Consider the following 15491-nt stretch of genomic DNA (forward strand, 5'->3'; position numbering starts at 1 on the left):
CATGGGCTGAGTGGACAGGTGCTTTTGCATCTGGTTGGTTTAATACTCCAAATGGTCAGTCCTGGTACTTTGACTCCACAAAGCTAGGTAATCCCGCTTTCCTTGGCGAGCATTCCATTAACGGTAAAGACTATTACTTTGACGAAGGTTACGGCCTTATTCGCAATTCATGGGTAACTCTTACCAATGGCGTAAGACGCTGGGCTGGTCCAGACGGAGTTCTAACTGGACGTCTTTCTCCTGACGGCATCTTTACCGCTGATAACGGCACTCAACCTACAGGCACCGTGAAGCTCCCAGGACTTACTCTTAACATTGACTCAGACCACAAAGTTAAAACTGGCTGGATAAAAGAGAACGGCAAGGACTATTACTACCTCAATGATGGTTCAGCTGCCTCAAATTGGGTCAATATCCAGGGGACGTATTATTACTTCAACGCAAATGGTGAAAAACAGACTGGATGGATTCACCTTGGAAGTGGCTGGTATTACCTGGACGCTGACGGCAAAATGAGAACCGGTTGGATTAAAGATAATGGCAAAGACTATTATCTTGATTCCAACGGAACTATGGTAACTGGATACACCACCTGGGGCGGCAAGCTCTATTGGGCTGGCGCAGACGGCGCCATGGAGGAGCAGCCTTGCTACTACCCTGATATGTACCGTTACGCTCAAAACTACTATAGCGCCACTAACTGGCTCATTCAGATTGATACTACTGGCAATCGCTTTGCTGTATACAGGGGTTCACACGGCAACTGGGTTGTTTGGTACGAATGGCAGTGCACTACAGGAGCACCAGGCATGTGGACTCCTCATGGTCAATTTACCGTAGGTAACAAGGGTCTTTACTTTGGGTCTGGCTTTAGATGCTGGTATTACACGACCATTTCTGGTGAGTATCTTATTCACTCCATTCTCTATAACTCCGACGGTTATACCGTCCGTGATGGTAGGCTTGGATACAACGGTTCCCACGGTTGCGTACGTCTTGCAACAGAAAACGCTAAGTGGGTTTATGACAACATTCCTTATGGAACTAAGATTGTTATTTGGTAATCCAAATAAACATGAAGCTCTATAGCAATAAACCCCAACTCATATTGAGCTGGGGTTTATTTGTTAGCTTATAAAACGTGGTTACGCAAAATACTTTGCTTCAAAATCCTTAAATTGCTCTGGAGTAGCATTTTGATCTACCGAGAAGGACTGTGCAACCGCTACTGCCTGCTGTCTTCTGAGACCAGCCTTATCCTCATCTCCTAGTTGATCATAAACGTGAGAGAGCCTGTCGAGGGCATACACCACATACTCTGCAACTGAATCAGCTACGCCGGAGAGCAACATCATCGTTACAAGAGAGTCTGGCGAAAGCGCAAGAGCAGTCTCTGGGCTCAAATCAATGAGCTCTGCAACAGCTGCCTCTACCCCATCGAGTGACTCTTCAGTTTGAGTCTCTAAAGCATTTCCCAAACCTGCTGTGACCGTTGAAGTAAAGTCATCGATTACTTCCAAAATGTAATCTCGTTGAAGCATTTTGTTCCAATCTACTAGTTAGTAGGAACAGGAATACGTAAGTGATCAAATGCAGCATGCGTTGCCTGTCTACCTTGAGGTGTTCTAATAATAAGCCCTTGCTGCAAAAGATATGGCTCATAAACATCTTCAAGTGTAGACGGATCCTCTGAGACTGCACTTGCAATGGTTGTGAGACCAACCGGACGACCTCTGAACGTCTCACAAAGCGCACGTAAAACACGTACGTCCATTACATCTAGACCAAGCTCATCAATCTCAAAGAATGAAAGCGCTTCTGAGGCTACCTGCCAGGTAATAGTACCTTCAGCTTTAACTTGTGCGTAATCTCGTACGCGTTTTAACAGACGATTTGCCAAGCGTGGTGTGCCTCTTGATCGAGAAGCAATTTCAGCAGCTCCCTGCTCATCAACTTCTACATCAAGGATGTTTGCCGAGCGCATGACAATAGTCTGAAGCTCAGGAACAGTATAGTAATCAAGGCGATAAGAAATACCAAAACGATCGCGCAAAGGACCGGTTAGAAGTCCTGTTCTTGTTGTTGCAGCTACAAGAGTAAAGCGTGGAATATCAAGCCTGATTGACCTTGCCGCAGGACCTTTGCCAATAACAATATCTAAGAAGAAGTCTTCCATTGCTGGATACAAAATTTCTTCAACCTGGTGATTAAGCCTGTGAATCTCATCCACAAAGAGGATATCTCCCTCTTCAAGATTGGTGAGAATTGCTGCTAAATCTCCTGCTCGCTCAATTGCGGGACCAGAGGTTGTATGAAGCTTTGAGCCCATTTCTCCTGCTAAAACACCAGCAAGTGTTGTTTTACCAAGGCCTGGAGGCCCAGAAAATATAACGTGATCAAGCGGCTCATTACGACTTTTTGCAGCCTCAATAAGAACACGGAGATTTGATTTAACGCGCTCTTGACCAAGATACTCATCAAGAGTTTTTGGTCGCAAGTTTCTATCTTGCTCCAGATCTTCTGCCTGAAGTCCACTAGAAACTACACGTTGAGAAGTGTGTCCTGGAAATGGAGCTGGAGTAGACGACGACTCAAATAAGTTATCTGCATCTGCTTCCCACATTAATTACCACTTCCCAAACGCCTTAGTGCATATCCAATAGCAGCTTCAATTGTAATAGCACCAGCCTCTTCATACCCCTCAAGAGCAAGCGTTGCTTCCTGAGAAGTAAAGCCCATTCCAAGAAGAGCCTCAATAGCCTCTGATTCTACAGAGGTTACAGCAGGTTTTGGAATAGCAGCAAAGTCTGCAGGAGACGTAAGACCAACAAGCTGCTTAAGCTCTGCATCTTTTGCGAACACATCAGAAAGTTCAATTACTAAACGCTCTGCCTTCTTCTTACCAAGGCCAGAGACACTCTTAAGACGATTTCCGTCATTGGTAGCAACAATTACTGCAAGTTGCTGTGGCGTAAACGTAGAAAGCACAGAAAGAGCCAATTTAGGACCTACTCCAGAAATTGCACGCAAGCGATCAAAGAGAGCTCGCTCTTCTCGCGAAGCAAAACCAAAGAGTTCCATTGAATCTTCTCTGACCACCATACGAGTTAAAACGGTAACGCCTGCTTCACCCGCTTGTGGAAGCGAAGCAGCTGTTGAAGCTGATATACCCAGCTCATACCCAACGCCATTAACGTCGAGAACAGCAACTGAAGGAGTAACGGATACAAGTGTGCCCGTAAGCTGGACAATCATAGTTGTATTCTTCCCTTTCCAAGCGAGGTGGTTCTTACAAGATTAGCGTGACAAACTGCAGCAGCTAAAGCGTCAGCCGCGTGATCTGGATGAGGCTGATGGTCCAAGCACAATATGTTTTGAACCATATACATAACCTGCTGTTTATCAGCAGCTCCTGTACCAACAACAGCTTGCTTTATCTGCATTGGAGTATATTCTCCAACCGTAAGACCTGCTTTAGAACAAGCGACAATAGCAGCACCGCGAGCATGTGCAGTAGGAATAGCAGATTTAACGTTTTGTCCAAAGTAAATGCTCTCAATAGAAAGAGCTTCTGGTGAAAACTTATCTATAACCTCAACAATCTGGTTATAGATTCTTCCCAAGCGCATATCTATTGGTTCATCTGCGGTTGTAGTTATGCATCCATAGGCGCGTGCACGGCATTCAGAACCCCTTGTCTCTACAATTCCCCATCCAGTGTGAGCAAGACCAGGGTCTATTCCAAGAATTACCATTGCACCTCCTAATATAGAACGTTCGTTCTATATTATCACAGAGTATGCGCAAACGATGCAACTAATTTTCTGAGAAAGGGCCTCTCCACATTTTGGGGTCAACCATGCCAATTTGTGCATCAGATTCTTGTGCCAGCTCTTTTAAAAGCTCCAGCATATCCTTAAAGCCCTCCTGAGCCTCTGTTGGATCAACTGACAACTCAGGTAGATGCATAGAAGCTCCTTGAATTTCTCGCAAAGAATTTCGCAAGGACTCTACCAGGTCAGATTCGGAAGCCTTTGTATCTCTAATTTTGTCTTGCCAGACTGATGCGTGTGGAATTTGGGCATTTGTGAGGCTTTTTGAAGACATTTCCAGAACCTCAGTGGTGTTTCTGCGGTCTTTTTGGCGAGCGTGAAGCCTAGAAATAATTGCTTTGACCTCGTCAACCTTTCCCATTTCTTCCACAATGGCAGAAATGCTTTTATTCCACTCAAGATAGCTGGTAAGCACATAATCAACAAACTCAATGCGTTCTTGAGGCGTTGGCGCGGCATTTTCTAGCCCATCAGTTACAACCTCAGAGATATTCTCGAGAACTGCATGGTCAATAGCTGGTGAGAAGGTATTTCTTACCCTAGCAAGGTCAACAATGTCTGCATGATACATATCACCAAGAGGCCACAGAGAATGCGCACTAGAAATCTCTGTTCCCTTGAGCGCAAGAATGGTTTTATCGGCAGTCTCAAGCGTTAAATAATTGTGCTGGTCAGCGTATGCATAGCCGTATGCACTCACCAATTTTGTATCGGTCAATGTCGAGAAAACCGTGCTATTCACAGCAACTTTATTAACCCGAAGTCTTGCGGTAAGCAACTCTGCAGCACTTGTTTCTCGAGAATCTTTGTTTGGAAGCAACAGTACGTGGACGCGCATAGGACCTAAAGCGTCTGAGGCAAGCGCAACGGTGACAAGAGAATTGAGCGAACCGTCAACTGCAATAAACACGCCGTCAAAGCCCGACTTTACCGTGTAGTCTCGCACTCCTGTAGCTAATACACCCCAGGTAGTAAGCGCGCTGTTATAGACACCCGCAGTATCTTCTCTATCAAAGTTTTCAATAGTATCTTGGTCAACCTCGCAGACAACCATGTCTTCTGAGAAAGACGCTGCTTGTTTGACTAAATCTCCTGAAGGAGACAAGAAGAAGCTTGAACCACAAAACACCTGGTTACCATAGGCGCCAACAGCGTTTGCAGCGATAAGCCAGCTATCAAACTCCTCGACATCTCCCAGATAGCGGCTTTCTGCCACCGCCATGCCCATGGCGGACGACGAATCATCAACAGCAAAGCCAAAATACGGCAAGTAAATGACAGCATCTAACGAGTCGTCAACATCTTGCCACGCGTCAAGATCGTCGTAGGTAAAAGCGACGCCAAACGTAAGACCGCCTGCTTCAAATTTTGCGAGCTCAAAGGTATTCTCGCCAGATGCTTGTGCGGAGCTGGCAGAGCGAGCAAGAGCGCTCATGTGAGCAATCTGAGCAGTCAGTTTAAGTGGAGTTACAGCACCGTTTCTGACGAGAAGAGCCTCGCTAGCTGCGCTTCCATCAAACTCTGTTACAACAGGAATGAGAGCCGCAATAGGAAGTTTTTCTGAAAGCAAATTAATAATCTCGGAGAGGTCTGCAAAAAGACCTTCTGTATCAGCTTCTGGCACACTGAGCAGTCCCGTAAGGGTTGGCGCAGGATAAATGACTAGCTCAGCGCCTTGTTGTTGGGCTCTCTGAGCATATTCCAGCATAGTCTGAGCGGTAAACTCAAAATCACCAACCTGAGTGTTCATTTGTGCAACTGCTATGCGCATACCATTCCTATCATGAAGTGCTTAGTTTATTTTTACCCAAAAACAAACAGGTGTAGTAATAAGAAACGGAGCCGCAGGTAGCAGCTCCGTTTGACCTTAATAAGCTAGTGCTTATTGTTGAGTCAATAGACTTAGAGGGAAACCTTCCAAAGACCGTGAAGGTTGCAGTACTCATAAGCCTCAGCCTCAACACCCTCCTCAAGAGTGAAGGTAGCAACTGGCTCCTGGCCAGGCTTAAGCTGTGCAAACTGAGCGCCGTTCTCAGAAACAAGAGCGATGAACTCAATGTAGTGCTCTTCGAGCATTGGATGAGCAACCTCACCAACACGAACGGTAACGGTGTTGCCCTCACGAGTAACAAATGGAACGTGCTTCTCAGCTGCACCGTCAGTAACGCCAGCCTGAAGAAGCTCAAGGTCTGCTGCCTCTACGTTGCCTGCGACACCGTAAACAACAGCGCCTGTCTCCTTGTTACGATAAAACTTTGCGTCGATCATTTTTTCTCCTCTCACGACATCCGAAGATGTCAGAATTTCTTAGCAAGTTCTACTTAAATAGTAACAGTTATTACTTAAGAGTAACCTGCAAATTTAGAATCGACAGAATCTAAACAATCTGTGCGTATCCACTTTGGCCAATAAAATCTTTGAGCTCCGTCAAAAGAACCATGCTGCGTCCATCAATTCTGGTAGGAATTTCCATGCGCATAACATCGCCCATGTCTGTTTCTACCCTAATCTCAATACAGTCCATACCGGGATAGCGCGAGAAGATCTGTCCAAGTGTCTCGATAGCCTGTCTTTGAAGTTGAGAAGCAGGCATATGTATAACGAGTGTCTTTGGTGTGTTGTTAGCACTGTTAAGCTCAATAGGATTAACTTCTTGAGCAATAACCTGGTCTCCTCTATCAGAGCGCTCAAGCTTTCCAAGAACAGAAATGAAGATGTCGCTCTGGCTCTCACCAGTCTCTGGGTCAACATCTCCAGCAAGAAGTCTTGCAGCCTTCTTGTAGAGCTTAGGGAACATGACAATAGTGACACTACCCTCCATGTCTTCAAGCGTAACAATTGCCATTGGGTCGCCATTTTTAGTAGTTCGCTTCATAACATTAGTAACCATGCCCGCAAAGCGAATAGGTTTACCTTCTGGAACTTTAAACTGCTGAGACATAGCACCGTTAGGAAGCTGAACCTCTACATTCTCTTCAATTTCTGCAAGGGCATAATCTCTGCTCTTAGCGAGGGCATACTCATATGGACGAAGCGGATGATCAGAGACATAAATACCTAAGACTTCGTACTCCTTGGTAAGTTTGAATCGCCTATCCCACTCAACGCCATCTGGCTCTGGGACACTATCACTAAAACCGGAACCCTCTACCTCTGCAAACATATCAAACATAGAGAACTGACCAACGGCCTTATCTTTTTGACGCTTAGTAGCAGCATCGATAATGTTTTGTGGATTGTTCTTATCCACAAAACTCATCATCTGCATACGGGTATAGCCTGTTGAGTCAAAAGCTCCTGCCTTGATAAGAGCTTCAACAACGTTGCGTTTTGCCTGGCTTGCATCAACACGATCGACAAAATCGTGAATGTTGGCAAAAGGACCACCTTTTTGGCGCTCAAGCATAATGGCTTCACCAACACCAGCTCCTACGCCGCGAATTCCCGCAAAGCCAAAACGAATGCCCTCTTTAGTAGCCGTAAAGTCTTTACCGGACTCGTTAATATCTGGCGGAAGAATCTTGATGCCCTCATGACGGCAAGCGCTTACGTAGTGGACAATCTTATCCGTCTTGCCCATGTACGAGGTAAGAACTGCTGCCATAAACTCATGTGGATAATGCGCTTTAATCCATGCGGTCTGCATAACAAGAATTGCATAGCCAGCAGAGTGAGACTTGTTGAATGCATAAGATGCGAACTCAAGAACATCGTCCCAAATGCTTTCTGCAACCGAACGATCAAATCCATTACGAACTGCGCCGTTTTTCCAGTGAGCCTCCATGGTCTCATCAGTACCGTCATCCCAGTGCTGGACAACTTCCTGCATGAGTTTGATCTTCTTTTTTGCTACTGCTTTTCTGACCTTGTCAGACTCGCCTGCGGTAAAACCAGACATCTTCATAGAAATCTGCATAACCTGCTCTTGGTAGACCATGGTTCCGTAGGTTTCTTCCAAGATATCGTGAAGACGTGGATCGTAATCTTTGACTTCTTCTCTACCGTTCATACGGTTGATATAGCTGGTAACCATACCTGCGTTAAGAGGACCAGGACGATACAAGGCGATAAGTGCGACGATGTGCTTATACTCTGTTGGCCTCATGCCCTTAATGGTTGCAGTCATACCTGCAGACTCAACCTGGAAAACACCGGCAGTTCTACCTTCTCTAAGAAGTCTATAAATTTCTGGATCAGTAAACGGAATGTTATCTACATCGATATCAATACCGTAGTTATCCTTCACGTTTTTAATTGCACGAGAAATAACCGTTAGAGTTCTTAGTCCCAAGAAATCCATCTTAAGAAGGCCCATGTCTGCGACAGAGTGGCCCTCGTACTGCGTAATTTCTACGCCGCCCTTGGTATCTACCTTGGTGGGAACGTGGTCATTAACAGGCGTAGGAGCAATCAAGACCGCACAAGCATGCACACCCTCACCACGATGCAAGCCCTCAATAGACAGAGCTGCATCAATGATTCTTCTAGCATCAGGGTCATTCTCGTACGCATCTTCAAAATCAGCAGAATACTGATCAGCGCCTTTTTGACCTTCTTGAGCCTTATGAAGAACAAACTTAAGGTGAGCGTTAGGATCTCCTGGAATCATCTTAGAGAGGCGCTGACCCATATAAACGGGGTAACCCAGAACGCGGCACGCGTCATTTATTGCCTGTTTTGCCTTGATGGTTGAGTACGTAATAACGTGAGAAACACGCTCAGATCCATAAATCTGACGGACATGCTCAACAACCTCAAGACGACGCTCATCGTCGAAGTCCATATCAATATCTGGCATCTCTGAACGCTGTGGAGACAAGAACCTCTCAAACATGAGGCCATTCTCAAGAGGGTCAAACGAGGTAATATCCATGGCGTATGCAACAATAGCGCCTGCTGCAGAACCACGACCGGGACCTACGCCAATACCATTCTCTTTTGCCCAGCGAACATACTCCTGAACAATCAGGAAGTAATCTGCAAAGCCCTTTTTGCAGATGATGTCATATTCATACTCAAAACGGTCTTTAACGTTAATCTCGTTGATGACAACGTTTTGCCAGTCATCACCGTACCGCCTAGCAAGACCAAGCTCACACTCTTTTCTAAAGCGCTCCTCTGAGGTCTCCCCCTCTGCCAAGTCTGGGAACTTTGGCAGGTACATATGGGTCCAATCCAGCTCATAGTTGCACTTATTTGCAACCTCAATGGTGTTCTCGATAGCTTCTGGACACCACGAGAAGATCTGGCGCATTTCTTGCTCATTCTTAAGGTAGAACTCGCTGCCTGTCATGCGCTTGCGGTTCTCATCATCAACACGAGCGCCCGAGCCAATGCAGGAAGCAATATCTTGAACGCTTGCATCCTCTTTAGTGAGATAGTGGTTATCGTTGGTAGCAACTACCTTAATACCAAGGTCATGACCCATCTTTACAATGCGCTCAGCAAGGGTTCTATCGGTATAGCCGCCCCAACTTGGATCAGACAAACCGTGGTCTTGAATCTCTAGGTAGAAATCATCCCCAAAGATATCTTGATAGATTTTTGCCCAACGCTCTGCTTCTTCTGGACGACCTTCAAACAACATACGAGGAATGATGCCAGAAACACAAGCTGAAGTGCAGATAATTCCCTCGTGATAACGCTTGAGCATCTCAAGCGTAGTGCGTGGCTTGTAATAGAACATATCTTTTGAGCCCGCCTCTGACATCATCTTCATCAGATTGACATAGCCGGTCTCATTTTTAGCAAGCAGGATAAGGTGATAACGTACCTGCTTAGTGCCCTTCTCAATGCAATCATCAAGAATGAAATAAGCTTCACAGCCAAAAATTGGCTTAATAAGTGGAGAAGGTTTATTGGCCTTTACGGCCTCAATATCATGTGTTTGATTCCAAATTTGGACGTCAGAAGCCCACTGAGCATGAACCTTATCATGCTCACCAGCATTGGGATCATCTGCAGGAGGCTCTTCTAGATCCCAACCCTTTTCGAAACATTCCACATCATGACACCACTGTCCAAAATCTTTAAGCGCCTCATTGTACTTACGGCATGCAAGGTCAAAATCTGGAATTCCAAAGAGATACCCATGATCAGTAAGAGCAAGTGCTGGCATACCAAACTCTACAGCTTTACTAACCATGTCTGGGACACGACTAGCTCCATCAAGAATGGAAAAATCTGAGTGGTTGTGGAGGTGAACAAATGCCATCTTTTTCAACGCTCTTCTCTTTGTGCTTCAAAATTTGTTCTTTTACCAAGGGCTCTTAATTTCTTTGTATAGTGTAGCCGATTCGCCGGACAATAACTACTAATACAAACATATGTTCTATGTGCTAATACTTCTATTGCCGCTGGTAAATTGGATGAAAATATTTTCTCGCCAATTTCATAACGTCACAAAATCTCTCTTAATTGGCGTGGACCACCTGCTCAAAAAATTTCTAAAAATAAAAGTTTCAAACTGGTAACTCTTAGACTAGGGACACCTTAATTGGGAATATAGTTTTTGTATTACCTATTCCAGTTAAGGAGATCACATGGATCAGATGAAAAGCATTTCCTTTGACGACATTACAGCGGCTCAGAAGAACTTTGAGTCCGACCGTGCTCACACAGTAGCTAAGAATGCTGCTACCAGCGCTGGTGTTAGAAAAGCAGCTCGTGTGCCAGAGGGCGTTGCCCTCAATCCTCTTACTTTTGATGTTGAGGTAAAGCAGGGTGACCGCACTAACCAGAAGCGCTCTGGTCGTTGCTGGATGTTTGCATCGCTCAATACGTTTAGATACCGCATCATCAAGAAATACAACCTCTCCACTTTTGAGCTTTCCCAGGCATACCCACTGTTCTGGGACAAGATGGAGAAGTCCAACTGGTTCCTTGAGAACATTCTGGATACCCTTGATGAGCCTCTGAATGGTCGTCTTGTATCCTTCCTGCTTACCGACCCAATTGGTGATGGTGGCCAGTGGGACATGTTCAAGAGCCTTGTTAAGAAGTACGGCGTCGTGCCAAAGAGCGCTATGCCAGAGACTGCTAACTCCTGCAACACCCACGAGATGGACGCGTATCTCACACGTTATCTTCGTAGTGCTGCAAAGCGTCTTCGTGAGACCGCAACAGCTGGTGAATCCCTTGAGTCTCTGCGCGAGATGAAGAAAGAGATGATGGAGGACGTCTATACCCTGCTGGTAACTTGCCTGGGTCAGCCTCCTGTATCTTTTGAGGCACGCCTGCGCGATAAGGACGATAACCTCGTTCTTTCTGGCACTTTTACTCCTCAGGAGTTCTTCGCTGAGACTGTTGACATGAATCTTGATGATTACATCTCAATCATCTCTGCGCCAACCGCAGATAAGCCTTTCAACCACACCTACACCGTTTCCCGCTTGGGCAACGTTGTTGAGGGTGGCGGCGTTCGTTACCTCAACCTTGAGATTCCTGAGCTTAAGCGCCTTGCTGTGGCTCAGCTTAAGGACAACCTGCCCGTCTGGTTTGGTTGCGACGTTGCTCAGTCCTACCTTCGCGAAGAGGGCATCATGGACACCCGCGCACTTGACGTTGACGGCCTCTTTGGCTTCCCTGTTGAGGGCGCACTTGACCGTGCAGAACGCCTTGACTACGGCGAGTCTCTGATGACTCACGCAATGGTTCTTGAGGGTGTTAACTTTGACGCAGAGGGCAACACTACTCTTTGGAAGGTTGAGAACAGCTGGGGTAAAGACCACGGTCGCGATGGCTTTGATACCATCTCTGACCCTTGGTTTGACGAGTACGTCTACCAGATTGTTGTTGACAAGAAGTACCTCACTCCTGAGCAGCTCAAGACCTTTGAGACCGAGGAAGCAACCGTCCTCGAGCCATGGGACCCAATGGGCTCTCTTGCAACGCTTCGCTAAGGTACAAACCATCTGGCGAGAAGATCGATCTTCTCGCCAGGTTTTTTCTAAACGCTACAAACAAAAGGAGCCTCAATGGCTGATCAGACCGTAAATCCACAGTGGGCAAACGAGGAAACCGCTGCATTTAGTGCAGACCGTGCTAACCGCGTTGCTCGCAACTCCGTAACCTCTATGGGCGTTTCCGCAGCTGCTCGCGATATCACCACCATGCGTACCTACGCTGATACCTACGGTGTTGCTGTTGCAAAGACGGGCGACGTCACCAACCAGCGTCAGAGCGGTCGCTGCTGGATGTTCTCTTCTTTCAACGTACTTCGCCAGGAGGCAATCAAGAAACTTGACGTTGATACCTTTGAGTTCAGCCAGGCATACGGCATGTTCTACGACAAGCTTGAGAAGGCAAACTCTGCACTTGAGTACATCATTCAGACCGCTGACCAGCCAACCGATTCTCGTGTTGTCAACACGCTTCTGACCGAGGGTATTGGCGATGGCGGCTACTACTCATTTGCTATGAGCTTGGTTGAGAAGTATGGCCTGGTTCCTAAGGATGCCATGCCAGAGACTGCTTGCTCCAAGAACTCTACACAGATGGATGAGCGCATTGACCGTCTGTTCAGAAAGAGTGCTGGCGAGCTTCGCACAGCATACGCAGCTGGCAAGTCTCTGGACGAGCTTCGTGCGCTTAAGCAGGAGCAGCTCAAGGGCTTCCACCAGATTCTTTCCGTCTGCCTTGGCGAGCCACCTCTGACTTTTGACTTTGAGTGCAAGGTTGGCAAAAACGCACAGGTAGATAAGGCAAAGCTCTCCCCTGTTGAGCCAAGTAAGGCTTCTGACAACAAGGACAAGAAGGACGGCGAGAAAGACGAGGAGGGCACCCAGATTCTTCGCGACTTTGGCATTACTCCTCTTGAGTTTGCTGAGCTCTATTGTGGCGTTGATCCTCGTGGCTATGTCCAGCTCATTTCTGTTCCAAGCAAGAAGTACCCTTACGGCAAGGTGTATCACCCAACCTTCATCGATACCGTTTTGGGCGGCATTAAGACTCGCTTCTTAAACGTTGAGCCAGAGGTTCTTGAGGCAGCTACCATTGCTTCTTTGAAGGACGGCAACCCTGTCTGCATGGCCTGCGACGTTATGCAGGAGTTCCCTCGCCACAATGAGGACTTCAACTACGTTCTCTCAACCGACACCATGGATTACAACGGCCTCTTTGGCGTTGATTTTGACATGGATCGTGCCTCAATGATTGAGAACTATGAGACTTCCCTTACCCACGCAATGACCTTCCAGGGCGTTGAGCTTGATAAGGACGGCAAGGCTAAGCAGTGGCGCATTGAGAACAGCTGGGGTAAGGACTCCGGTAAGGACGGCTACCTCATCATGAGCGCAGACTGGTTCCGCCTCTACGGCGGCGAGGCTGATGTTCGTCGTCAGTACGTTCCAGAGGACCTGCTCAAGGTTTGGGACGAGGGCGAAGATGTCCAGATTGATTTCTGGGAGAACCTTGGTTACTCCCTTGGTGGCCGTAATCGCAAGTAAGGTACGTGCAACCACAGCCTACTAAGCACGCACATAAAAGCACCTATGGCCGGTACAGAATTTTCTGTGCCGGCCATACTGGTCTATACTGATAAAAAGAGAAGTTCAAGCTTACTTTCTGGAGGCTCTCATGAGAGCAATTTCAAAAGAGCGCGTCATTTTACGAGCTGTAATCTTAGTGCTCTTTTTATTAATTTGGTATTGCGATTCCAGAGGTATACTGCCAGAAAATGGTCGCGTTATCCTTACCATTCTCTTATTTGGTATTTTTTGGTTTATCGAAGCTAGATTTATTAAACCAACTAAAACAGATCAAAACGCGCCACGGAGACCTCGGCTGTAATCTTTCCAGCGCTGAGCTCTGTCAACGCAGCTGTGAACGCCGCTTCTTCTCCACACCTAAAGTCTATGGCGAGAAAAACGTCCGCTCCAAACTCTGCTGTTATAACCTTGCCGCCGGTATCTGAGACCAAGCGCTGAATCTGCTCATACAGGTTATACGGGGCCGACAACTCCACCCTCACAACCTGCAGCATTTCCTGAACAGCAGACGCTTCTTCGGCAGCAGCCAAAGCCTCTTGAGTTGCTGCCGTATACGCACGAACAAGTCCACCAGGTCCCAAAAGCGTTCCACCAAAATAGCGCGTGACAACGCAGCAGACGTTCTTAAGTCCCGCTCCGCGCAATACCTCCAGCACCGGCATTCCCGCCGTTCTGGAAGGCTCTCCGTCGTCGGAGGCACGCTCTGTTCCGTCCTCCAAGATCCATGCAGGCACGTTATGGCGGGCGTTGTAGTGCTTTGCTCTTACCGTGGCGAGAAACTCTTGCGCTTCTGACTCTGTTTCTACATGACAAAGCTGGGCTATGAAGCGGCTCTTTCTGTCTTCAAAGAGACCTTCCGCAACAAAGCCCAGTTTGATTGTCTTGTAGGATGTGTCAGACATGGAGCAACTGCAGTGCCGCAGTTATGCGAGTACACAGACCTTCTCGCCAGCAGAAACTGGCTGGTCTGCAGAAGCAAGAATCTCTACGTTGCTATACTCGCTAGAGTTAGTAATAGCAAGAATAACTACCTCAGGATGACCTGCGTCCTTAACCTTATCAAGGTCAAAGGCCATGAGTGGCTGGCCAACCTCAACATGCTGATCCTGCTCGACAAGGGCGGTAAAGCCGTCACCCTTCATCTCAACCGTATCAACGCCCACGTGAATCAAAACCTCTTCGCCAGAATCGGCAGTAATTCCAAAGGCGTGAACAGTTGGAGTAGTTGCGGTAATAGTGCCCGAAACTGGCGCGTACACAACACCCTCAGAAGGCCAAATACCCAGACCCTGTCCAAGCATTCCACCTGCAAAAACAGGATCAGGAACGTTCTCTAGCGCAACAACTTTTCCGCTTGCTGGCGCATAAATTGTTTTAGCAGTGTAATCAGAAACAACAAGAGCCTCTGGTGCAGCAGTCTTAGAAGATTTCTTGAAAAGATCAAAGAGTCCCATGCTAGTCCTTTCGTATGTAAGCCTGTCCATCATAGCAGCATTCAAAGAGGCAACTGTTGCTTTTCATGAACACGACGTACCAAAATCACACCCTTCTCGCCACTCAGCGTATGGCGAGAAACCTGTGCCCTCGCAACGTCCCATTTACTTGGAGATTATTTGACTTCGGAGCTTCTAGCCTTATGAACGTGATACAATCGCCCATGCAAAGTGGACCAGACAACCGCGGAGTGCCCATCCAGCCAATTGGAAGAGTGCTATGAGGAAAGTCCGGGCTCCACAGGGCAGGATGCTGGCTAACAGCCAGGCGGGGTGACCCGACGGAAAGTGCCGCAGAAAAGAAGACTCTCACCTGCGCATTCGCGTAAAGAGAAAAGCTGAAACGGTAGTGTAAGAGACTACCAGCATGCTGGCAACAGCATGGCTTGGTAAACCCCATCCGGAGCAAACGCAAATAGGAGCGCTATGGTGTGGCCCGCACTGCGCTCGGGTTGCGCGCTAGAGACCAGTAGCAATGCTGGTAGTAGATAAATGGTTGTCCGCGACAGAACCCGGCTTATACGTCCACTTTGCCTACTGAATACAAATCCCCCGTACGATTTCTGTGCGGGGGATTATGATTCTTCAGCGTGTTAGCGCCGGATTTTAGGCCTGGCGCACAAAATAGCGCAGCTTTGGTAGGTTCTGCTGAAGAATCGATATGTTCTTAATCAAGA

Annotated in this window: 12 protein-coding genes and 1 other RNA gene; 4 read left to right on the forward strand and 9 right to left on the reverse strand. The window is 47.2% G+C overall.

Annotated features, from left to right (window positions below; all coding sequences use genetic code 11):
• Positions 1–1064: L,D-transpeptidase family protein (locus tag HMPREF1647_RS06860; protein WP_156095564.1), on the forward strand; the 1064-nt coding region annotated here is incomplete at its 5' end.
• 81 nt (positions 1065–1145) lie between these two features.
• On the opposite strand, the gene HMPREF1647_RS06555 is transcribed toward HMPREF1647_RS06860, so the two are convergent.
• From HMPREF1647_RS06555 to dnaE, 7 genes are all read right to left on the reverse strand, one after another.
• A complete protein-coding gene (locus HMPREF1647_RS06555; protein ID WP_035433253.1) occupies positions 1146–1541 on the reverse strand; it encodes a hypothetical protein in 396 nt (131 codons plus the stop codon).
• Positions 1542–1555: 14 nt separating this feature from the next.
• Positions 1556–2623, reverse strand: coding sequence for a Holliday junction branch migration DNA helicase RuvB (ruvB, locus tag HMPREF1647_RS06560; RefSeq protein WP_035428715.1), 1068 nt, complete (start codon positions 2621–2623; stop codon positions 1556–1558).
• On the reverse strand, positions 2623–3255 hold the full coding sequence (ruvA, locus tag HMPREF1647_RS06565) for a Holliday junction branch migration protein RuvA (RefSeq protein ID WP_035433254.1): 633 nt from the start codon (positions 3253–3255) through the stop codon (positions 2623–2625). Before ruvA ends, ruvB begins: the two co-directional genes overlap by 1 nt.
• On the reverse strand, positions 3252–3755 hold the full coding sequence (ruvC, locus tag HMPREF1647_RS06570; protein WP_035428717.1) for a crossover junction endodeoxyribonuclease RuvC: 504 nt from the start codon (positions 3753–3755) through the stop codon (positions 3252–3254). Before ruvC ends, ruvA begins: the two co-directional genes overlap by 4 nt.
• A gap of 61 nt (positions 3756–3816) precedes the next feature.
• Positions 3817–5604 (reverse strand): nitrilase-related carbon-nitrogen hydrolase, encoded by a 1788-nt coding sequence (locus tag HMPREF1647_RS06575; protein ID WP_035433255.1) that lies wholly within the window; start codon positions 5602–5604, stop codon positions 3817–3819.
• A gap of 131 nt (positions 5605–5735) precedes the next feature.
• Positions 5736–6101 (reverse strand): desulfoferrodoxin family protein, encoded by a 366-nt coding sequence (locus HMPREF1647_RS06580; protein WP_035428720.1) that lies wholly within the window; start codon positions 6099–6101, stop codon positions 5736–5738.
• Between the two features lie 109 nt (positions 6102–6210).
• Entirely contained in the window at positions 6211–10047 is a 3837-nt protein-coding gene (gene dnaE, locus HMPREF1647_RS06585; protein WP_035433266.1) for a DNA polymerase III subunit alpha, read from the reverse strand.
• A 328-nt stretch (positions 10048–10375) separates the two neighbouring features.
• Between dnaE and HMPREF1647_RS06590 the strand changes: the two genes are divergently transcribed.
• Both HMPREF1647_RS06590 and HMPREF1647_RS06595 read left to right on the forward strand, forming a co-directional pair.
• Positions 10376–11734, forward strand: a complete 1359-nt coding sequence (locus HMPREF1647_RS06590) for a C1 family peptidase (RefSeq protein WP_035433257.1) — start codon at positions 10376–10378, stop codon at positions 11732–11734.
• A 75-nt stretch (positions 11735–11809) separates the two neighbouring features.
• Positions 11810–13279 (forward strand): C1 family peptidase, encoded by a 1470-nt coding sequence (locus HMPREF1647_RS06595; RefSeq protein WP_035433259.1) that lies wholly within the window; start codon positions 11810–11812, stop codon positions 13277–13279.
• A gap of 302 nt (positions 13280–13581) precedes the next feature.
• Here the strand turns inward: HMPREF1647_RS06595 and HMPREF1647_RS06600 are convergent, their stop codons facing one another.
• Together HMPREF1647_RS06600 and HMPREF1647_RS06605 are read right to left on the reverse strand one after the other, a co-directional pair.
• On the reverse strand, positions 13582–14223 hold the full coding sequence (locus HMPREF1647_RS06600; RefSeq protein WP_035433261.1) for an IMPACT family protein: 642 nt from the start codon (positions 14221–14223) through the stop codon (positions 13582–13584).
• A gap of 21 nt (positions 14224–14244) precedes the next feature.
• The gene (locus tag HMPREF1647_RS06605) at positions 14245–14775 is read right to left on the reverse strand and encodes a PTS sugar transporter subunit IIA (protein ID WP_035433263.1); all 531 of its coding nucleotides are present in this window, start codon (positions 14773–14775) and stop codon (positions 14245–14247) included.
• 207 nt (positions 14776–14982) lie between these two features.
• Between HMPREF1647_RS06605 and rnpB the strand changes: the two genes are divergently transcribed.
• Positions 14983–15350, forward strand: an RNA gene (gene rnpB / locus HMPREF1647_RS06865) — RNase P RNA component class A.
• The last annotated feature ends 141 nt before the right edge of the window (positions 15351–15491 follow it).

The sequence above is a fragment of the Lancefieldella parvula DNF00906 genome (genome assembly GCF_000758945.1).
Taxonomy (GTDB): Bacteria; Actinomycetota; Coriobacteriia; order Coriobacteriales; family Atopobiaceae; genus Lancefieldella; species Lancefieldella parvula_C.

Bases quoted from the DNA above. Each gene is read 5' to 3' on its own strand.
- HMPREF1647_RS06555 (WP_035433253.1), bottom strand. From the start codon at position 1,541: ATGCTTCAACGAGATTACATTTTGGAAGTAATCGATGACTTTACTTCA.
- ruvB (WP_035428715.1), bottom strand. From the start codon at position 2,623: ATGTGGGAAGCAGATGCAGATAACTTATTTGAGTCGTCGTCTACTCCA.
- HMPREF1647_RS06605 (WP_035433263.1), bottom strand. From the start codon at position 14,775: ATGGGACTCTTTGATCTTTTCAAGAAATCTTCTAAGACTGCTGCACCA.
- ruvC (WP_035428717.1), bottom strand. From the start codon at position 3,755: ATGGTAATTCTTGGAATAGACCCTGGTCTTGCTCACACTGGATGGGGA.
- HMPREF1647_RS06595 (WP_035433259.1), top strand. From the start codon at position 11,810: ATGGCTGATCAGACCGTAAATCCACAGTGGGCAAACGAGGAAACCGCT.
- HMPREF1647_RS06600 (WP_035433261.1), bottom strand. From the start codon at position 14,223: ATGTCTGACACATCCTACAAGACAATCAAACTGGGCTTTGTTGCGGAA.
- HMPREF1647_RS06575 (WP_035433255.1), bottom strand. From the start codon at position 5,604: ATGCGCATAGCAGTTGCACAAATGAACACTCAGGTTGGTGATTTTGAG.
- HMPREF1647_RS06590 (WP_035433257.1), top strand. From the start codon at position 10,376: ATGGATCAGATGAAAAGCATTTCCTTTGACGACATTACAGCGGCTCAG.
- dnaE (WP_035433266.1), bottom strand. From the start codon at position 10,047: ATGGCATTTGTTCACCTCCACAACCACTCAGATTTTTCCATTCTTGAT.
- ruvA (WP_035433254.1), bottom strand. From the start codon at position 3,255: ATGATTGTCCAGCTTACGGGCACACTTGTATCCGTTACTCCTTCAGTT.
- HMPREF1647_RS06580 (WP_035428720.1), bottom strand. From the start codon at position 6,101: ATGATCGACGCAAAGTTTTATCGTAACAAGGAGACAGGCGCTGTTGTT.